Below are 18,307 nucleotides of genomic sequence, written 5' to 3'. Positions count from 1 at the left end.
TAATGGAAAACTATTTATTTGAGCTTGTTCATTTAGTGCTTCGTTATTTTCATGTCATTGCAGGCATTGCGTGGATTGGGGCGTCGTTTTATTTTGCGTGGCTTGATAATAACTTACAAACCCCGCCTCAGTGGAAACAAGACAAAGGCATAAAAGGCGATTTATGGGCCGTGCATGGCGGTGGCTTTTACGAAGTGGCTAAGTATCAAAATGGCCCTGAAGAAATGCCACACACCCTGCACTGGTTTAAATGGGAAGCCTACACAACGTGGATCACGGGTATTTTATTATTTAGCCTACTTTATTATGTTGGCGCCGATGTTTACCTAATCGATAACAGTAAAAGTGAGCTCAGTAAATTTGCCGCTATTGGCGCATCGCTTGGCTTTATTGGCTTAGGTTATGGTGTTTATCGTTTGTTGTGTAAAACCCCACTTGTTGAAAACGGCAAAGCGTTTATTGCTGTGGTTATTGGCCTATTGGCCCTTTGGACTTACGGGGTTGACCAGCTATTTAGTGACCGTGCGGTTTATATTCATGTAGGTGCGCTTATTGGCACGTGTATGGTTGGCAATGTGTATCACATTATTATGCCAGGGCAGCGCTACATGGTAAGCGAGGTAGAAGCTGGCCGTATTCCTGATTCCGCACCGGGTTTAAAAGCAAAGCTGTGCTCTATTCATAATAACTACGCCACGTTACCAGTGGTATTTATTATGCTGAGCAACCACTTTCCTTATACCTACAGCCACAGTTTTGGCTGGCTTATATTAATTACGTTATTTGGCATTGGCATGTGGATACGCCATTACTTTAACTTAAAGCACCAAGGCGTAAATAAACCCTCGGTACTTATAAGTGGTATTGCCGCCTTTTTTGCCTTAATGCTTGCCATAGCGCCTTGGCCTAGCAGCCCAACAAATACAGGCGAAAACGCACCCTTACAAGCAAGCATTACCGACACTCAAGCGTGGGATATAATCAGCAAGCACTGTACACAGTGCCACAGTGAAACACCTACATCAAAGCTTTTTCAAACAGCGCCACTTGGCTTTAAGCTCGACTCTATCAATGATGTAAAAAAAGCCAGCACGCTTATTCATACCCGCGCGGTTATAACCAAAGACATGCCATTGGCTAATATGACCAAAATGACTGATGCTGAACGCGAAACGCTAGGCTCTTGGCTCACAGCGCTTAAAAAGGAGCAATAACATGAGCGAGCAATTTAAACACTACCCGCGCGATTTAATTGGTTATGGCTCACAGGTGCCCCATGCAAATTGGCCCAATAAAGCCCGCATTGCTGTACAAGTGGTATTAAATTACGAAGAAGGCGGCGAAAACTGTGTATTACATGGTGATTCAGCGGCCGAAACATTTTTATCCGAAATAGTCAGTGCCCCACATGTAGAAGACCGCCATATAAGCATGGAGTCTATTTACGAATATGGCTCGCGCGCGGGGGTATGGCGTTTACTTAAACTCTTTAAAAAATACGATATACCGGTCACCATTTTTGCTGTGGCAATGGCCCTTGAGCGCCATCCCGATGTAGCTAAAGCTTTTGTTGATGCAGGGCACGAAATAGCAAGCCATGGCCTGCGTTGGATTAATTATCAACATATAGATAAGCAAACCGAGCGCGAGCATATGCAAAAAGCCATTGAGATCATTCAAACGCTTACCGGTAAAAAGCCTACAGGCTGGTACACCGGGCGCACAAGCCCAAATACTGCTGCCCTTGTGGTAGAGCATGGCTCGTTTTTATATGACGCTGACGATTACAGCGACGATTTACCCTTTTACAGTATTAAAGAAGGTAAACCACAGTTAATAGTGCCTTACACCCTTGATGTAAACGACATGCGCTTTGCTGCAGTGCAAGGCTTTAATGCCGGCGATCAATTTTATAATTATTTAAAAGATGCATTCGACACGCTTTATGAAGAAGGCGATCCACAAGGTGAAAACGCCCCAAAAATGATGTCGATAGGGCTGCATTGTCGCTTAATTGGCCGCCCTGGGCGCATTAAAGCCCTCGCACGTTTTTTAAAATATGCCCGCTCGCATGAGCAGGTATGGTTTGCCACGCGCGAGCAAATTGCGGAGCATTGGCTTAAAACCCATCCATACAAACAATTATAATTATGACGGCGCTTCTAAAATAATGGCATTGTAAAACAAAAAAGCCCAGCATAGCTGGGCTTTGGTTACTCTAAGGGGTTATTACTTAATTAAATGTGACTGTTACGATGTTAGAACAAACGTTTTCAGAAACACATAATTGGTAATCGTAGCTAGAAAGTGAAGCACCACGCTCGTAATCACGGTAGCGGCCATTATCCGACGTAGTATCAATTAGCTCACCATTACGGTAAACGTTCATCGATTCAGCTCCTACTGTGCCCCAGCTAAGATCTACACGCATAGTACCCAAGCGTGATTTATTAGCGCGTTTTAATGTAAGCTCAATATCTACATCGCTGACAACAACCGTTTGCATTGACGTGCTAGTATTACCTTCGCTGTCTGTTACGGTTAATTCAACGTTGTAGCTGCCAGAGCCTGCGTACACATGAGTTGGATTTTGATCAGACGATGTTGCCCCATCACCAAAGTTCCAGCTCCACTGTGTAATATCGTTGTTGGCATCAGTACTTGCATCTGTAAACATGGCCGTTAAGCCTTCTATTTCAGTGTCAAAGCTCGCTTGTGGTGGCTGTGGAGTAACTTCTCCAATCGCACTAAATGTAAGAGACCAACCATTGATGTTACCAACATCAGCACCCGCTGTATCTACAACGTGTAACGTCCAATCACCAGTTGCAACTTCACTGTTGAAGGCGCCTGATGTGAATGTTTTAACAATATCATCGTCACTACCACCTTGATTACTTTGTAACGTAACTTCAGAACCTTGAGCCGATGTTAACGTTAATACCAAGTCACCAGACCACGTGTGAGTAATGTTTACATCGGCAGAAGTGCCAAAAATAGTTAAATCATCAGCAACAGTAATTACAGAGCTTGCACCTTGTGGATCGTTATCTGGAATAGATACGTTATCATCACTGCTATATGTAAAATCGTTTAAGCCTGCAGGCTGTAGCATTAATGACACAGTTTGTGTTTTTAACTGCTGATCTGTACTTGCCTCAACCGTAAAATCATAATTACCCCAAGGCGTGTCATCAAACGTATTTACAGTTAAAACAACCTCATCATCTGGGCGTGCCGTAGAAGCACTTAATGTTGCCCCCTCTAAACCAGCGCTAAGAGAAAGCGCTACATCGCCATCCCACTGCGCAATCGAACCAATCTCAAACGTGTAGGTAACTGTATCGCCAACGGTTGCTTGCTGAGTACTAGGAGTAACCGATAGCTTAAAACCAGGTGTAGGATCGGCATCTAATAATGCCTGGTTTGCATTTAAACGCGTACCTGCAACAGTTTTACCCGTTAAAGCAGTATTGGCATCGCCGCTGCTCATTAGCAGCTCTTTTAACTCTACTGTTGTTAAATCTGGGTTTACTGAAAGAACAAGAGCAGCCACACCTGCAACATGTGGTGTTGCCATTGAAGTGCCAGAATAAGTAGCGTAACCGCCACCTGGAATAGTTGAAAGAATAGCGCTACCCGGCGCGCCCATATCAACACTTTCTAGGCCCCACTGCGAAAAACCAGACATGTTATCACTGCTATCGGTACTTGCGATCGATAGCACGCTGTCGTTTTCGTAGTTAGATGGGTAGTGCGGGTTTACATCGTTATCTACTGCGTCATTCCCTGCAGCAGCTACAAATAAAATGTCTGCATCTTCACTGGCCGTTATCGCATCGGCTAAAGCTTGGCTATAACCGCCTCCGCCCCAGCTATTATTTAAAACGCGTAAGTTAACACCTGAGTTTTTAAGACCAACCATGTAGTCAATACATTTAATGGCATCAGACGTTGAACCACTACCTGAAGCATCTAAAAATTTACAACCAGCGATAGATACATCATGGTTTACACCCACAATGCCTTCGTTATTGTTGCCACTTGCACCAATGGTTCCTGAAACATGCGTACCATGCCCTTGGTCGTCCATCGGGTCGCCTGAGTTAGTAATTGCATTGATGCCATAAACATCATCAACATAACCGTTACCGTCGTTATCAATTCCATCGCCAGCTATCTCACCAGGGTTAACCCAAGCATTAGCTACAAGATCGGGATGACTATAATCAACACCGGTATCAATTACACCAACAACCACATCCCTACTACCCGTAGAAATTGACCATGCTTCAGGTGCATCAATATCGGCGTCAGCTACACCGCCAGTTTGACCATCGTTATTTAAACCCCACAAGTCACCAAAACGCGGATCATTTGGCGTAGTGGCAATGCTTACACGATAGTCTGGCTCAACATACTCAATAGCCTGATGAGTTTTAAGGCGTTTAATCGCCTCTTTAGTACTCATACCCGTTACTTTAAATTTAGCTAAGCGGCCTGAAAGTAAAGACTTATAGTTATCATCAACCTCATCGCTGTTCATGTCAGAGATTTTGGCCCTTACTAACGACCGAGCTTGCTTACGCATTTTAGCTGACACATTTTTTTTATATTTAACAATGAGCGAATCACTGCTTGCAGTAACTGATTGTTTAATACTTGTTTCCGGTAGTTGCGCAGCAGCTAAACAAGGAACAAGCGCTAGTGTAATAATAGATAATTTTGTTTTCATTGTTCTATCCATAGTTGATTAAGCTTAAAAAAATTTTAAGCAAGTTTACTGACAACATTGAATAAGAAAGATCACATGGCATGTACCCAGCAAACTAACAAATCAAAAATTACTCAAGTCTTTAAATTGGAAACAATAAAAAATCAACATTTTTGACCAGTGGCGCAGCTAAAAAAACACTAAAAGCAGTCTTTTTTATGAGCCAAATTCTTATAATCGGACACTTAAATAGATCAACAATTTTTACTGGTTTTTTAATAAAACAGTGAAAATAAAAATATAAGCACCATAACCAATTGTATTAAAACAATAAAAAAATTGGTAAAAAAAGATGATTTAAGAATTAACAATTCAAGAATACAGTGAATGTGCACTTAAAAAACGCAACACAACATTGAATAACATTTAGATCACAACTTTATACCGGCACGGCATGCTGGAAACGCGAATACTCTATATAAACAAAATAACGTAGGGCATTCGGTATTTTTATTTCAAGGAGAAAATAATGAAGTTAAATAAATCACTTTTAAGCTGTGCAGTGGCAATTGCAATGGGCACAAGCTTCTCTACCTTTGCAGATACAGCAACTAAATCTGGCTCAGTATCTGATTTAAGCACAAAAGTGTCTGTGCAAAGCACGAGCAATTCAATGGTACTTGCGCAAACCCAAGTAGGTAACACAGCATTACTGCTGCAAGATGGTGATGGCAATGCAATGCAGGTTACCACCATTGGTAATGACAATACGACCGAGGTATCGCAATTCCAAACAGGTAACTTTGTAGAAGTAACCACCGTTGGCGATAACAACGTACAAATATACTCTCAGGACGGTTTGTACAATGGTGCTTTAACTACAGTCACCGGCAACAATAATCAGCTTTATGTTTCACAAGAGGGCGAAGGTTTATTTTTTAACAATGAAGCAATTAACTCTATTGTGGGTGATGACAACATTGTTGATATTGAACAAGGTACAGGTGGTCATTGGTTTTACAACATGGACATGCAAGGCAGTGGCAATGAGCTAAGCGCATTACAAACTGGTGAATGGCATGAAGCTGTAATTACAAGCGCTACAGGCGACGATAATGCAGTAATGGTAGAGCAAGATGGCTTTTATAATACGTTCAGAGTGACCTCGCTACAAGGTAACGATAACGAGTTAGACATTGAGCAAGTTGGCGACCAAAATGCTGTAACACTTACAGATCTTTACGGTGACAATAATGAGTTTGGTGTTGAGCAAGAAGGTGCAGACAACACCGTTAATTTCACAGCTATTGTAGGTAATGATAACGAAGTAGGTATAGACCAAGAAGGCTTAGCTAATAATGTTGATTCAGCTTTATTTGAAGGCGAAAACAACGAAGTAATGGCGATGCAAAATGGTGACTTTAATACAACAACTGCTGAGTTAATTGGTAACGACAACGAGCTTACAGCCATTCAAAATGGTAGCGAAAATGAAGCATACATGGGCGTATTAGGCTCAGATAATGAATTTACAATTAGCCAATTTGGCGATGTTAACTCAGCTCATTTAGTAAACTTTAATGGCCTAGGAAATGATGTAAACCTTACCCAACTTGGTGAAGAAAACATCGCCGTTGTTGAATCATCTTACCCTGACGTTTCACTTACATCTAATGAAAACGACATCGAAATTACACAAGATGGCTTGCAAAATGAAACCATGGTTACACTTGCAGGTATTCTTGATAGTAACTTTAACCAAATTGATATTGCGCAAAATGGCGACTTTAACCTTATCGATATGATGGTAGAAGGCAGTGGCCACAGCATAGATATTTCTCAAGAAGGTGAAAATAACTGGGTTGTTGGTACTGAGCAATCACCGTTTTTAGTAGGTGGTGAAAACGTTACATTCAATGTAACTCAACTTGGCAATGACAACATTGTTGAGGGTGGTGTTATTGGTGTTAATAGTACTGTAACGGTTACTCAAATTGGCGACGGTAATACAGCCACAATTACACAAATGTAATTAATAACAATGAAGGGGAGCTTCAACTCCCCTATTTTAAACTATGAAAATAAATAAAAAAATCACTCTCCTGCTCTTACTCGCTTTGTATTTGGCCCCTCCAGGTGTTGCTGCAGATGAACTTGAAATTGATGGGCTGTTACTTGATAGAAGCATTAGCCGATTTGGGCATCAATTTTACTATGAATTTTCAAATTACTGGCGAGACTTACCTTCAACGGCTGGTTTTAACATTGAAATCAAAGAAACAGTAATACCTAAAGCTGGAACAAAGCTTACCTTAGTGATGAACAATCAAACTATATATGCAACCTATTTAGGGCGCAGATTAGAGCCATTAGATGCACGCGTTGAACAAGCGGTCTATACGGTGATTGATGCAATGGCTCGCTCAAACATGGCTACATCTTCTAAAGATATGGCTTTAAATGGATGGTAAAATGAAAAAAATAATATTTACAATAATAACAACATTATCCTTTTGCGCATCAGCAACTGAAATGGTTTATACCCCAATAAACCCAAGTTTTGGCGGTAACCCACTTAATGCCAATATGCTATTGAGTAAAGCACAAGCCCAAAATAAGCATAAAGCGCCTTCAATCGAAAAAGGCTATGCTGAACAATTTCAGGACTCACTTGAACGTACTTATTTAAACCGTATGGTACGTGAAATAACAGACATGGCCTTTGGGGAAGATATAGAAGACAGTATTTTTGACCAAGACTCAATTTTTATGAGTGGCGATTATCAAATTGAAGTCATCACCAGCACCGCTGATACCATTACAGTCAAAATAACAAATATTATTGATGACACCGTCGTGATTATTGAAGTACCGAGGTTTGGATAATGAAAAAAATAATAACAGTAGCAATACTATTACTGCTAAGCGGTTGCTCAACATTAGGCAAATTAATTCCACCGTCACAACAAAATGCAATGAGCCTTGAGCCAACAGAAATATTCAGCGATCTAAAAAACTTACCAAAGCCAGCAGGCAGTATACCGGTTTCAGTTTACTCATTTAGAGATCAAACAGGTCAATACAAACCCCAAACAAATGTAAGCTCTTTTTCTACTGCCGTAACACAAGGCGCTAATTCTATTTTAGTACAAGCGCTTCATGAATCAGACTGGTTTACACCGGTTGAACGAGAAGGTCTGCAAAATATATTAACGGAAAGAAAAATTATTCGGGCAGCCCAATCAGAAAACCCAAACAGTGTTGAACTTCCTCCATTAACCACCGCTAAAATAATTTTAGAAGGCGGTATTATTAGCTACGATACCAACGTAAAAACCGGTGGTTTAGGGATGGAATACTTTGGTATTGGCGCCTCTGAGCTTTATAGAGAAGATGCTATTTCAATATATTTACGCGCCGTAGACGTACGAACAGGCCAAGTGCTATTGAGCGTTGCCACCAGCAAAAAAGTACTAAGCCAAGAAATGAGAGCAGGCTTTTTTAGATATGTAAGCTACAAGCGCCTTGCCGAAGCCGAAGGTGGCTTTAGCGACAACGAACCCATGAGTATATGTGTTACTCAAGCAATAGAAAAAGCACTGACCGACCTAGTTACAAAGGGCATTGATAAAGGCTTATGGGCTCAAAAAGCAGCTTAATATTTTATTTAAAAAAACTAAAAAGGCTACATTACGTAGCCTTTTTTATGTGGTTTATGTTGTTATTTAGCCGCAATAAGCTACTTACTCATAGGTAATAATACCGCTACATAACGCTGGGCCCAGTTTGCAAGCTCTATTCTATTTCGTGAATTTGTTTTTTTGAAGGCACTATACAAATGAGTTTTTACGGTGTGATCACTTATATTAAGTTTATCCGCGATCGTATTATTACTCGCGCCTTGAGCAATTAAATGAATAACCGACTTTTCGCGTTTGGTCAGGTGAGCATAATCGTCTTGCTTTAAAGTAATATCGTCTTTTAAAGAGTTAAAAGAAGAAGCAACTAATAAAATATCACTAAATGCTTTAGAAATTACTTTTCGGGTAAACCACAGTTCATCGGATGTGACCCTAACTAACCCCTTAAAAATAACTTCTGGCGCATCCGATTTATAAAAAACACCATTAACATGATTTAATAGTAAGTTTTTTTCGCAAACAGCCTCTTGCTCAACATTAAATAAAACAACCTTATGCTTTTTTGCTAAACAAAGTAAATCAGCAGGTAATAAATCAAGCCAGTTATTTTTAGCACCATCAATTAAATATAAATCAAACTTGTCGCGCGTGTCAGGTTTAGGCAATGCATCATCCATTTTTATATCACCAAAAATAGCCTGCATAGTTTTTAATATAATTGTGTAACTTTCACAGTGAAAAGAAGATTGAAAGGTGGTTTTAACAAATACGGTGTGCGGTTTTAGCATAGATTTCATCCTTGAAACTTTGATACTAGATTAACTAAAATATCCGAGGTTTACAATGCGATTTTAGTATTAAGAATAAAGAGAAAAAAGCAGCGAAAAAATAATACATATAAATAACAATAGCTTAAAAATTAATTTATACTATACCTCATATATTATACTGCTCTGATCTGTTGAGCATTACCTATTAGCTTTATCTCAATACTCAGTACTGAAAAATTATACTGAGCCGTTATTTAAATTTTCCATAAATAACGACCACACTTTAAAACGTTATATTTTTGCCTTTAATTTATTGAGCGCATCAACGGAGAAACCACGGTCGTAAAAATATAATATTTTCCCTGTGCTATCTATAAGAATAACGCGCGAATTGTTAGGACTTTGGTTACCAGTAAACTTTTGCACCGCTTCACCGTCTTTATAAATAGTAATAACACCACCCCATAACTCTTTAGGAATCCCTTTGCGCATACCATTATCAATAAACGTGCTAAACATTCGCGGTGCCATGCCGGCAATGGTAGGTAACTCATAGGTAGGGAGTGTTACACCTGCCATATCTAAACCGATTAACCAGCGATCAATATCAAACTGGCTATCTTGTTTATAGCCTATAAGCAGCAAGGTTTTTTCAGTGTTAAAATCACTCGGAATAACAAATTCTTTCTTCTCTAAGCTTTCGCCAGTAATCGTTGGAAATTGCTTTCCGACAACTTGCTGATTAGGGTATTGCGATGCGCAGCCAGTTATTAAGAGTAACAAAAGCATTGTAAATATTGATCTAATCATTCTAATTAGCCTGTTTTTATAATAAATTTAACTGCTTATACGCTTTAAAAAAGATCGTCGATCTTTTTTAAAGCGTTTGCTGTGCTATATACCGTTTAAATTTATCGACCTTCATTGGCCGGCCGTATTTCCAACCTTGCCCATAATGTACACCCGCGCTTTTTAACATAGCTTCTTGCTCAGTTGTTTCTATTCCTTCAGCTACACAGGTGTAATTAAACTTACGCACTAACTCCATTATATTAGGGATCATAGACGCCTTTAAACCTTGCGTGGCTATATCTTGTACAAAAGTTCGGTCTATTTTTAACTGGTGGAAACTTAAATTTTGTAAATTTCTTAAATTAGAATAGCCAGTACCAAAATCATCCAGCGACAAATTAAATCCAGAATCAACCAGCGTTCTAAAATGAGCATGTGCAATGCTAGTATCGAGGTACTCGTCTTCGGTTATTTCTAGGCAAATAATAAAGCGTGAATTAATAAGTGCAGGTTCTTGTGTCAACAGCGATACATTTCCAAGCTCTACATCGCAAGGAAATATATTAATAGACACCTTAAAACCCGTTGGTAAATCGTCCAACTCTGTAAGCTCTTTAAGTACTTTCGCTACCATTGCTTGAGTAAACGACCACGTTAAATTATTTTTTCGTATCACCGGAATAAACTCATCGGGGTAAAGTGGCCCGTATTTGTCTTCAAAGCGAGCTAGCACCTCACAACCAATTACTTTACCTGTGTGCAAACAAATAATAGGTTGGTAAGTCCAATAAAATGAGCCCTTTGTTAAGCCTTTACGCACTCTATTATTAGTAGAGCGACGAGCGGCAATTTGATAATCCACTATTAGCGCGCTCGACACACCCGTTAGGCAGGTTAATATAAGAGAAATAATCAGCAAAAATTGATTGTCAGCGAAAAACTCACTCCATGGCGTTCTAACCGCAACGCAATATCCAGTATTTTTATCGCTGCACATAAGTGCGGTTTCAAACGGTATTTGTTTGTGGTTTGCAAGCTCTTTACTCAAGCCGCTTTTACCTGCCAAATGAAATGAATCAGAACCTGTTTTATACGTTATTTCCCAGTACGGTGCTGCAATGTTACTGCGACTAATGGCTGCAGTATCCATAATTAAATTATAGTTACCCTGCCTAACTATCACGACCTGCATTATTCGTTCTTCAAAAAGTAAAATTTTTAACTTAGGCTCAAACCGAACTCTGATGTTATTGTCGTTTTTACTTTCAAGATTGTTACGAATATAGTCGGGGGTTCTATCGTTTATTGGGTTTTTTAGTACACCCGAACCTGTGGTACAAACAAGCTGATTATTTTTAAAAAAGCCAATATCTACAACATACTTGGCATCAAAAAGTGCACGTCGCATTTCAAGTAAGTTTTCGTCGCTACACTCAGAGAAGTTTAATGCATTTAAAGGAAAAAGAATTTGGCGTCGCTCGCTTACAGCTGCGTCTATGTGGTTAACAATTTGCTTTGCATCTTTATGTATTGCAGCCGCTAATTTTTGCCCTGCAAAATACAGTAAAACGAGGCTACCTACCACAAAAACCAAAACACCGGTTAAAACTGCAATTAATGACTTTTGTTGGTATTTTTTCATTATGTCCTTATTGCCTATAAAGCATTCACTATCAGTGTGTTCTCCATCATTGCATAATCAGCCTTAAATGCAAATAAGCTCACAATATTCATAGTAAATAGCGTACTTATAATTTAAGCGTTAGCGTTAATTAAGCATCAACTTCATTTATTAAATTACACACTAAACCCGCTATTTTAGCATGGCTATTGGCTTCTATATGTACCCCATCAATGGGTGAAACAGAAACGATTTTTTGTAAATCATAAAAGTTGGCATTTTTAATACACGCTACATTTTCAAACTCTTTACTCAAAGCTAGGTTTTTACTCGGTGCGCCCTCGTAAACATGTTTATATTGCCCTACACAACTAACATAGGGTGGGCTCAATATTATGAGCTTGGGTTGTTTATTCCCATCGTAAAACCCTTCAATACCGTCTATTAAATTAGCCAAACCGTTCCCTATTTGCTCAGGCGTTAATTTAAAGCGCTTTTTTAAATCGTTAGTACCAAGGGCTATCACTATAGCAGTCAAAGAGTGCGCTTCTAAAAGCGGTTTTAAATAACTTACCCCCGATAAGTCCCCATTAAATGGTGGATTATTCACAAGCGTACGATTAGGCTGCCCTGCTTCTATAATAGCAAATTGGTCACCTAGCCTTTCTGCTAATACCGACGGCCACCTTACTTTTTCCTCAAAACGCTTTCCCGTTGCGGGGTTTAACCCCCACGTATTTGAGTCACCAAAACATAAAATAGATTTTTTCATTAAAATGGATTCAAAGTGTAACCTTGCTGCTGAAGTTGAGCATGCGCGGTCATAGCAGATAAAGACATGGTAACGCCTTGTATAAGCTGTTTAGGCGTTACTTTAAAGTGAGTAGCCGACTGCCCGCAAACAAATACCTGCGTGTTATTTGCCAATAATTGTTTTATTAAGCTCGCGTTTTTATTATCAACGTTAAAGCGTTTTTTATATTCATCGTTCGATAGCACATCTACACTTGCACCACCATGTACAACTAATGCTAACTTAATGTTCTCTGGTTTAATGCCATGTGCAACATGCATATTTATAAAGCGGGCAAGTGAGTTCATCGCATTATTTTGCTCGCCTTTTTTAGCGCCATCGGCCACATCAAACGCTATTTTAAATTGAGTCGAATCATTAATCGCTGCATGCTCTGGTACTTTATAGTAATAACCAAAACCGTTAATAGGTTGCTCATTAGCGAAAGATAATGGGCTTAACAACAAAAGTAATAGTAAATATTTCATAAACAATCCTTTGGCTTTTTTAGTGTATAAATAAAGTACCAGATGCTTTGTACAAAAGGCAGTTATTCACGATAAAGTGTGCGAACTTTTATGGTGATGCGTTAAAAAACGCATGCCTAAATAACTAAATGTGTTTTTAAACATCGCAACAAAAGCATCTGGCGCCTCACTCGACGACGCATTAGACAGCAACGAAAAATCTTTACTGCGCAGTAAACGCAACTTTGGTTTTAAATGTTCGTCATCCATGTAATCGGTAATTCTGTCTATGAATGTTTTCATTTGTGTTGTGGTGCTATACCAATACACTGGCGAAGCAAATACCCAATGGTCGTAATTTAAAAGTGATTCAAAAAGCGAGAAAAATTCATCATCAGTATATTTTTTACTGTAACTGTAAGGCGGTATTTTAAATTCATCTAAACACACAACATGCAGCTCATTTTGCTCAGCAAAACTTTTAACATGTGCGGCTGTGTTACCATTTTTTCGTGCCGATGAATAAATAATAACGGTGTTACGACTAAGTTTTTGTTGCATTTTTCCAGCTCCTTTTTTAATGTTGAAGGGAGCTTAAAACCTCAAGTTATATTGAGGTCAATACATGGAATAAAATTAATGTCTGCTGAGCAAAAAAAGCTGATCGACGCCACTTTAACAGTAGGTTACGTAGCAAAAAGAAGTGGTGTAAAAGTGTCTACATTACACTTTTACGAAACTAAACATTTAATAAAAAGCTGGCGAAACAGCGGCAATCAACGCCGCTACAAACCCGACGTACTTCGCCGAGTGGCCGTTATAAAAGCAGCACAAGCCATGGGCATTTCGCTAGACGATATAAAACAAACACTTGCCTCACTCCCCGATAACCGCACGCCCACTAAAAAAGATTGGTCTGCGCTTTCAAAACGCTGGCAAGCTCAATTAGATGAACGCATAGCGTATATGCAACGCATACGCGACCGCGTAGATGGATGTATTGGCTGTGGGTGTTTATCACTTAAAAGCTGCCCTATTTATAATAAAGACGATCATTTAGGGAGTGAGCAAAGTGGAGCAGTGTTGTTAAAAAGTGGTTAAATCAAGCAATGTGATTAGTGAAAAAAACTAGGGCGTGTTGATCTTTGTGGTATGAAAAACAAACAGCATGAAGATAAGGTATAATTGAATTCGCCAGAAAACTTTACACCGAACCTACATGCCAAGATTAATGCTAACAGACGGGACATGGAATGTCTTATCAAAAGTAATGTACTTAAGTGGTCGAATTTATAATAAGCCCGACCATAGAAAAACGCTCGAAGGCATACTGTATAAGATGCGCACAGGTATTCCATGGCGAGATTTACCTTCTGATTTTGGCCGTTGGAGTGCTATCTACAGACGGTTTAATTTATGGTCCAAAAAAGGGATTTTGAATGAACTGTTTCGCGCATTATCTCGTGATGCGGACATGGATTGGGTCTTCATTGATGGCAGTATTGTCAGGGCTCATCAACATAGTTGCGGTGCAAGAACTGCTGACAATGAATCAATTGGAAAGAGCCGAGGTGGAAATTCTACGAAAATTCATCTTGCAGTCGATAGCGGAGGGTTGCCTGTTTATTATGAATTATCCTGTGGAAATACGCATGATATCGTCCATGCAGAGTCACTCGTAGCTAATTGCCCAACAAGTAATATGGTTGTCGCAGATAAAGGCTACGACAGTGAAAAACTGAGAGCGTTTGTTCGTGATAATAACGCTACACCCGTTATTCCACGTAAGGGCAACAGTTTAGTAGGCAATGAAGATATTGACTGGTGCATGTATAAATATCGGCACTTGGTTGAGAATGCATTTGGCCGTATTAAGCAATATAGAGGGATAGCCACGCGGTATGAAAAGCTTGAACGAAATTATCATTCAATGCTCGCTTTAGCATTTACTATGATGTGGCTACCAATGTGGGCTGATTGATATATGTACTACAAAGATCAACAGCCCCTAGTGACATGAATATATTTCGCTTCAAAGGAAGTAAAAAAAGGATTTTGCAGTGAACCCCACAACTCCGTCATCTCAAAGTGAGCCCAAAAACCCTGCGGCCACTCAAAAACTAGCTCAAGCACTTAAAACAGTTGATAACAAAGAGCTAAAGAGCACAGGCTTTTGGTTAAATCAACTTTTTATGGTTATCTCTACCATATTTGGCGTGTATTTAGCCGCTCAAAGTGGTTTAGAACAAGCTTTAAAATTTGATTCTTTTAGTAAAATGGAAGATAACTATTATCTACGTACTTCTTTATTTGATGAAGTTAACGATAACGTAAATGCCGTTACGGAATATGCAGAGCGCTTAGCAAAAAGCCCACCAAAATCTGAAATGGAATTTTTTAAACCTACTTTAGAGAAGTACATATGGAAAACAATGCAGTTTTCACGTACTACACTTGAAACACCCAGTGAGTTTTTAACTAAAATTCGTCGGTTTTATTCTAGAGCAGACTTTGTAATCAATGCAGCAATATCAAGGAAAATGTCAGCTAAACAAGCCGCAATTGAACTAAAAAAAATTACTCATTTAATAAAAGATGAAACTTTACCCGCATTAAAACAAAATGCGGAACAGTTAAAAATGGAATTAAAACAAAATGATATTTCTGTTGGATCGCTAAAGGAGCTAAAAAATGCCAACTAAACACTGCCCACATTGTAAAACACACGCTTTAGAAGCTACAAACTACCAAGGTGAAGAAATAGACATCTGCCTTGAATGTGGTGGCCTTTGGTTTGAAAAAATGAAGTTAATCGCATGATTGACGAAATCAACGATGGTCCTGTCGGTGAGAAATTTGAAACCAGCTTTGGTGATTCATTAGGTATTTCAGAACTCGACTGTCCTGATTGCAATAAAAGCTTGGAACGTTTTCATCTTCTAGAAGATTTTCATACCGAAATTGATATTTGTAGGCATTGTGATGGTACCTGGATTGATAAAGATGAGCTTGAAAGCGTTAAAAAAAGTCCAGAATTAAAAGCTTTTCTAAACGAGCTAAATCAAAGAACAAGCTGGAAAACGTATTTTTTTCAATTTTTAACTCAAATGCCTGTTGAATATAATATAAAACCTCAGCGAAAAGCATGGGTCACTTTCAGTTTAGTAGCACTCAACACATTAATTTTTGCTTTATACTTTTTCAATAGTGAAGCATTTGGCTTCGCCATTGAGTTTTTTGCCATGACACCGTCAGATATAAGTGAAGGCAATAAAGTATGGACACTACTCACTTGTATGTTTTTGCATGGCTCAATAATGCATTTGCTAGGGAATATGTATTTTTTATATGTGGTAGGTGACAACTTAGAAGATGTTTTAGGACACAAGCGCTTTTTAATCTGGTATTTAGTGTGTGGGCTAATAGCTTCTCTCTCTAGTTACCTTGTTAGCCCAACATCAGCAATACCTAGCGTAGGTGCAAGTGGTGCAATTGCGGGCTTATTTGGTATGTACTTAATGTGGTTTAGGCATGCCAGCCTCACTTTTATGATTATTATTTACCAGAAAAAACTGTCTGCTGCTTGGTTTTTTTGCAATTTGGTTGATTATAAATATATCTGGTGCGTTAAGCGGCCCTGATGGCATTGATTATGGCGCACATATTGGGGGCTTTATTGCCGGGTTATTGATTGGCTATTTTTTAAAAAATAAAATATTAGAACAAAACCCTATTATTAGATTACTTAACCAAAGCGAAGCACAGTTAAAACGATAATGTTGTGATTCAATCATCGCCCCACTGATTTAGTTGTTTTTCAGTGGGGTCGTTTTTTTAAAAGCTTGCCTTAGCTATTTCCAAATACCCAAAAAACTCTAAAGCAAAAAAATATAAAACTATATTTAATAAAATGCACACCCAAAGTACCGTTATAAAACGCTTTTTTTGTGATTTATGACGCAACAATTGCTGAGCAATTAACGCCCCTGGCCAGCCCCCACATAGTGCTAATAAATGAAGAGTTCGCTCGCTCGTACGAGTCACTTTTTTATTTACCGACTGCTTAGCTTTGTGTTTATCCCACGCATACATAATAAATGTTATGGCACTAATAGCAGTTATATAAGTAGGCGCCAAAATAGTTACGCCCCACTGAAAATGTACAAACCATACTATGGATATAAAAAGTAAGGATAGAACTATTAAGATTTTCTTTATCAAGTAATTATCGCCTATACTGGTCTGTATCAATTCAAATAATAAGAGAATAATTATGACATATTTTAAAGTGCTATTTTTTACTTTGTGCTTTTTAGCTTTTACAACTCACGCAAAAGAACAACCACTTAAACTTGATAAACACCTTAGTGTATTTCAGCCTTATTTAGGCTCGTGGCAAGCTGATTTTGATGTTGCACCAGGCACTAAACCAGTTCAAGACGTAGGCTTATGGGAGCGTGCGCTTAATGGTAAGGCAATAAGAACAAAACACTCTATCAATGAGGGTGAATATGGTGGCGAGTCGATGATTTTTTACGATAGCAAAAAAGACTCACTAGTTTTTTATTATTTTACAACAGCCGGTTTTTATACAAAAGGCACTATAAAAGTACTCAGCCCTACGCAGTTTGTTGCTTACGAAGAGGTTACAGGTAGTAAAGAAGGCATTACTAAAGTGAAGTCGACCAGCGATTTAAAAGATGGGAAATTGGTTGTGTCTACCTCCTATTTAAAAAAAGGTGAATGGACCAAACCAGAGTCACGCATTTATACGCGTAGCAATCAAGCCGTAAAATTCAAATAGCTCCCGGTGCTTACGGCACAAAAAAGGCAGCTTTCGCTGCCTTTTTTGTTAATTATAACGCGATTATTTTGCGAATTTTTTAAATGGTTCGTCCACTGGCGTATTTGCTAGGTGGTTAGTGTAGTTGCTCATTACCTTTTGCGATAAACCTACAATAATCTCAAGTAGTTGCTGTTGACCGTAACCCGCTGCAAAAAACTTTTCTATTTGCTCGTCACTAATTACGCCACGTTCACGCGTCATAGCCAATGTTGTTTCACGTAATGTTTCGAGTTTTGCATCTGCAAGCGGTGTTTTATTCACTAAAGCATCAACAATACCTTGGTCAACTTTCATTGACGCTGCAATGGCACTGTGTGCTGGTACACAGTAATGACAGTCATGTTCAACGTTAATTGATTGCCATACCACTGTTAACTCTTCTGCGTTAAATGAAGTGTTTTGAAATAATTCGTGAAGTACTTGGTAACCTTTTAATAGCGTTGGTGCTTCAGCCATTACTGCGTGTAAATTAGGTAACATGCCGAATGCAGCAACTGAATCGGCTAATAAAGGTTTTGACTCTTCAGGTGCATTTTCTGCTGTATATAAAGTAAATTCTGCCATTGTTAGCTCCAAAAATAAGTTGTTTAAGTAACGTCGAAGCACATACTATTTGATTTTGAGCGACTGCTCAAGTTAAAATTGAGCAAATGTTCAAATTAA

Annotated in this window: 22 protein-coding genes; 13 read left to right on the top strand and 9 right to left on the bottom strand. The window is 38.9% G+C overall.

What is annotated here, in order from left to right:
• The first annotated feature begins 2 nt into the window (after positions 1–2).
• Both PS1M3_RS17850 and puuE read left to right on the top strand, forming a co-directional pair.
• On the top strand, positions 3–1,214 hold the full coding sequence (locus tag PS1M3_RS17850) for a urate hydroxylase PuuD (protein WP_203987901.1): 1,212 nt from the start codon (positions 3–5) through the stop codon (positions 1,212–1,214).
• A gap of 1 nt (position 1,215) precedes the next feature.
• On the top strand, positions 1,216–2,148 hold the full coding sequence (puuE, locus tag PS1M3_RS17845) for an allantoinase PuuE (RefSeq protein ID WP_203987898.1): 933 nt from the start codon (positions 1,216–1,218) through the stop codon (positions 2,146–2,148).
• 85 nt (positions 2,149–2,233) lie between these two features.
• Here the strand turns inward: puuE and PS1M3_RS17840 are convergent, their stop codons facing one another.
• On the bottom strand, positions 2,234–4,735 hold the full coding sequence (locus PS1M3_RS17840; protein ID WP_203987895.1) for a S8 family serine peptidase: 2,502 nt from the start codon (positions 4,733–4,735) through the stop codon (positions 2,234–2,236).
• A 508-nt stretch (positions 4,736–5,243) separates the two neighbouring features.
• Here PS1M3_RS17840 and PS1M3_RS17835 point away from each other — a divergent pair.
• Genes PS1M3_RS17835 through PS1M3_RS17820 form a run of 4 tightly spaced genes read left to right on the top strand, consistent with a single transcriptional unit; the run spans position 5,244 to position 8,373 of the window.
• A complete protein-coding gene (locus PS1M3_RS17835; RefSeq protein WP_203987892.1) occupies positions 5,244–6,746 on the top strand; it encodes a curlin in 1,503 nt (500 codons plus the stop codon).
• Positions 6,747–6,789: 43 nt separating this feature from the next.
• The gene (locus PS1M3_RS17830) at positions 6,790–7,185 is read left to right on the top strand and encodes a curli production assembly/transport protein CsgE (RefSeq protein WP_006792600.1); all 396 of its coding nucleotides are present in this window, start codon (positions 6,790–6,792) and stop codon (positions 7,183–7,185) included.
• Positions 7,175–7,600: a curli assembly protein CsgF gene (locus tag PS1M3_RS17825; RefSeq protein WP_006792599.1), complete on the top strand. Its 426-nt coding sequence runs from the start codon at positions 7,175–7,177 to the stop codon at positions 7,598–7,600. The genes PS1M3_RS17830 and PS1M3_RS17825 overlap by 11 nt, the downstream gene beginning before the upstream one ends.
• Positions 7,600–8,373: a CsgG/HfaB family protein gene (locus tag PS1M3_RS17820; protein WP_010556873.1), complete on the top strand. Its 774-nt coding sequence runs from the start codon at positions 7,600–7,602 to the stop codon at positions 8,371–8,373. The genes PS1M3_RS17825 and PS1M3_RS17820 overlap by 1 nt, the downstream gene beginning before the upstream one ends.
• An 80-nt stretch (positions 8,374–8,453) precedes the next feature.
• Here the strand turns inward: PS1M3_RS17820 and PS1M3_RS17815 are convergent, their stop codons facing one another.
• From PS1M3_RS17815 to PS1M3_RS17790, 6 genes are all read right to left on the bottom strand, one after another.
• Positions 8,454–9,143: a helix-turn-helix transcriptional regulator gene (locus PS1M3_RS17815; RefSeq protein WP_203987889.1), complete on the bottom strand. Its 690-nt coding sequence runs from the start codon at positions 9,141–9,143 to the stop codon at positions 8,454–8,456.
• A gap of 273 nt (positions 9,144–9,416) precedes the next feature.
• Positions 9,417–9,935, bottom strand: coding sequence for a hypothetical protein (locus PS1M3_RS17810; RefSeq protein WP_006792596.1), 519 nt, complete (start codon positions 9,933–9,935; stop codon positions 9,417–9,419).
• 67 nt (positions 9,936–10,002) lie between these two features.
• Positions 10,003–11,559, bottom strand: a complete 1,557-nt coding sequence (locus PS1M3_RS17805) for an EAL domain-containing protein (protein WP_138739531.1) — start codon at positions 11,557–11,559, stop codon at positions 10,003–10,005.
• A gap of 130 nt (positions 11,560–11,689) precedes the next feature.
• Positions 11,690–12,310, bottom strand: a complete 621-nt coding sequence (locus tag PS1M3_RS17800) for an SGNH/GDSL hydrolase family protein (protein ID WP_138739530.1) — start codon at positions 12,308–12,310, stop codon at positions 11,690–11,692.
• On the bottom strand, positions 12,310–12,819 hold the full coding sequence (locus tag PS1M3_RS17795) for a DsrE family protein (protein ID WP_138739529.1): 510 nt from the start codon (positions 12,817–12,819) through the stop codon (positions 12,310–12,312). Before PS1M3_RS17795 ends, PS1M3_RS17800 begins: the two co-directional genes overlap by 1 nt.
• A 66-nt stretch (positions 12,820–12,885) precedes the next feature.
• Positions 12,886–13,359 (bottom strand): flavodoxin family protein, encoded by a 474-nt coding sequence (locus PS1M3_RS17790; protein ID WP_039037509.1) that lies wholly within the window; start codon positions 13,357–13,359, stop codon positions 12,886–12,888.
• A 78-nt stretch (positions 13,360–13,437) separates the two neighbouring features.
• On the opposite strand from PS1M3_RS17790, the gene soxR reads away from it, so the two are divergent.
• The 6 genes from soxR to PS1M3_RS20090 all read left to right on the top strand — a co-directional run bounded on the left by soxR (position 13,438) and on the right by PS1M3_RS20090 (position 16,575).
• A complete protein-coding gene (gene soxR, locus PS1M3_RS17785; protein WP_058429932.1) occupies positions 13,438–13,899 on the top strand; it encodes a redox-sensitive transcriptional activator SoxR in 462 nt (153 codons plus the stop codon).
• Between the two features lie 118 nt (positions 13,900–14,017).
• A complete protein-coding gene (locus tag PS1M3_RS17780; protein WP_024600859.1) occupies positions 14,018–14,779 on the top strand; it encodes an IS5 family transposase in 762 nt (253 codons plus the stop codon).
• Positions 14,780–14,858: 79 nt separating this feature from the next.
• Positions 14,859–15,500, top strand: coding sequence for a hypothetical protein (locus tag PS1M3_RS17775; RefSeq protein WP_203987885.1), 642 nt, complete (start codon positions 14,859–14,861; stop codon positions 15,498–15,500).
• Positions 15,490–15,618 (top strand): zf-TFIIB domain-containing protein, encoded by a 129-nt coding sequence (locus tag PS1M3_RS20095; protein ID WP_239104518.1) that lies wholly within the window; start codon positions 15,490–15,492, stop codon positions 15,616–15,618. Before PS1M3_RS17775 ends, PS1M3_RS20095 begins: the two co-directional genes overlap by 11 nt.
• On the top strand, positions 15,615–16,439 hold the full coding sequence (locus tag PS1M3_RS17770; protein ID WP_239104517.1) for a rhomboid family intramembrane serine protease: 825 nt from the start codon (positions 15,615–15,617) through the stop codon (positions 16,437–16,439). Before PS1M3_RS20095 ends, PS1M3_RS17770 begins: the two co-directional genes overlap by 4 nt.
• Entirely contained in the window at positions 16,402–16,575 is a 174-nt protein-coding gene (locus PS1M3_RS20090) for a rhomboid family intramembrane serine protease (protein WP_239104516.1), read from the top strand. Before PS1M3_RS17770 ends, PS1M3_RS20090 begins: the two co-directional genes overlap by 38 nt.
• Positions 16,576–16,632: 57 nt before the next feature.
• Here the strand turns inward: PS1M3_RS20090 and PS1M3_RS17765 are convergent, their stop codons facing one another.
• Complete coding sequence (locus PS1M3_RS17765; RefSeq protein ID WP_138739528.1) at positions 16,633–17,019, bottom strand: DUF1294 domain-containing protein; 387 nt, start codon at positions 17,017–17,019, stop codon at positions 16,633–16,635.
• Positions 17,020–17,071: 52 nt separating this feature from the next.
• Between PS1M3_RS17765 and PS1M3_RS17760 the strand changes: the two genes are divergently transcribed.
• The gene (locus PS1M3_RS17760) at positions 17,072–17,602 is read left to right on the top strand and encodes a hypothetical protein (RefSeq protein WP_006794431.1); all 531 of its coding nucleotides are present in this window, start codon (positions 17,072–17,074) and stop codon (positions 17,600–17,602) included.
• 63 nt (positions 17,603–17,665) lie between these two features.
• Here PS1M3_RS17760 and PS1M3_RS17755 read toward each other — a convergent pair whose 3' ends face one another.
• Positions 17,666–18,208 carry a carboxymuconolactone decarboxylase family protein gene (locus PS1M3_RS17755; RefSeq protein WP_006794430.1) on the bottom strand — a complete coding sequence of 181 codons (543 nt, stop codon included), beginning with the start codon at positions 18,206–18,208 and terminating at the stop codon, positions 17,666–17,668.
• Positions 18,209–18,307: the final 99 nt, after the last annotated feature.

Origin of the sequence: Pseudoalteromonas sp. PS1M3 (assembly GCF_016865405.1) — a bacterium.
GTDB classification, from domain to species: domain Bacteria; phylum Pseudomonadota; class Gammaproteobacteria; order Enterobacterales; family Alteromonadaceae; genus Pseudoalteromonas; species Pseudoalteromonas marina.
This window is presented reverse-complemented; position numbering and strand designations above follow the sequence as displayed.

What these genes read in the sequence shown, in the direction of transcription:
- puuE (WP_203987898.1), top strand. Translation starts at nt 1,216, where the DNA reads ATGAGCGAGCAATTTAAACACTACCCGCGCGATTTAATTGGTTATGGC.
- PS1M3_RS17830 (WP_006792600.1), top strand. Translation starts at nt 6,790, where the DNA reads ATGAAAATAAATAAAAAAATCACTCTCCTGCTCTTACTCGCTTTGTAT.
- PS1M3_RS17820 (WP_010556873.1), top strand. Translation starts at nt 7,600, where the DNA reads ATGAAAAAAATAATAACAGTAGCAATACTATTACTGCTAAGCGGTTGC.
- PS1M3_RS17790 (WP_039037509.1), bottom strand. Translation starts at nt 13,359, where the DNA reads ATGCAACAAAAACTTAGTCGTAACACCGTTATTATTTATTCATCGGCA.
- PS1M3_RS17815 (WP_203987889.1), bottom strand. Translation starts at nt 9,143, where the DNA reads ATGCTAAAACCGCACACCGTATTTGTTAAAACCACCTTTCAATCTTCT.
- PS1M3_RS17850 (WP_203987901.1), top strand. Translation starts at nt 3, where the DNA reads ATGGAAAACTATTTATTTGAGCTTGTTCATTTAGTGCTTCGTTATTTT.
- PS1M3_RS17805 (WP_138739531.1), bottom strand. Translation starts at nt 11,559, where the DNA reads ATGAAAAAATACCAACAAAAGTCATTAATTGCAGTTTTAACCGGTGTT.
- PS1M3_RS17835 (WP_203987892.1), top strand. Translation starts at nt 5,244, where the DNA reads ATGAAGTTAAATAAATCACTTTTAAGCTGTGCAGTGGCAATTGCAATG.
- PS1M3_RS17840 (WP_203987895.1), bottom strand. Translation starts at nt 4,735, where the DNA reads ATGAAAACAAAATTATCTATTATTACACTAGCGCTTGTTCCTTGTTTA.
- soxR (WP_058429932.1), top strand. Translation starts at nt 13,438, where the DNA reads ATGTCTGCTGAGCAAAAAAAGCTGATCGACGCCACTTTAACAGTAGGT.
- PS1M3_RS17770 (WP_239104517.1), top strand. Translation starts at nt 15,615, where the DNA reads ATGATTGACGAAATCAACGATGGTCCTGTCGGTGAGAAATTTGAAACC.
- PS1M3_RS17800 (WP_138739530.1), bottom strand. Translation starts at nt 12,310, where the DNA reads ATGAAAAAATCTATTTTATGTTTTGGTGACTCAAATACGTGGGGGTTA.
- PS1M3_RS20095 (WP_239104518.1), top strand. Translation starts at nt 15,490, where the DNA reads ATGCCAACTAAACACTGCCCACATTGTAAAACACACGCTTTAGAAGCT.
- PS1M3_RS17825 (WP_006792599.1), top strand. Translation starts at nt 7,175, where the DNA reads ATGGATGGTAAAATGAAAAAAATAATATTTACAATAATAACAACATTA.
- PS1M3_RS17780 (WP_024600859.1), top strand. Translation starts at nt 14,018, where the DNA reads ATGCCAAGATTAATGCTAACAGACGGGACATGGAATGTCTTATCAAAA.
- PS1M3_RS17760 (WP_006794431.1), top strand. Translation starts at nt 17,072, where the DNA reads ATGACATATTTTAAAGTGCTATTTTTTACTTTGTGCTTTTTAGCTTTT.
- PS1M3_RS17810 (WP_006792596.1), bottom strand. Translation starts at nt 9,935, where the DNA reads ATGATTAGATCAATATTTACAATGCTTTTGTTACTCTTAATAACTGGC.
- PS1M3_RS17755 (WP_006794430.1), bottom strand. Translation starts at nt 18,208, where the DNA reads ATGGCAGAATTTACTTTATATACAGCAGAAAATGCACCTGAAGAGTCA.
- PS1M3_RS17795 (WP_138739529.1), bottom strand. Translation starts at nt 12,819, where the DNA reads ATGAAATATTTACTATTACTTTTGTTGTTAAGCCCATTATCTTTCGCT.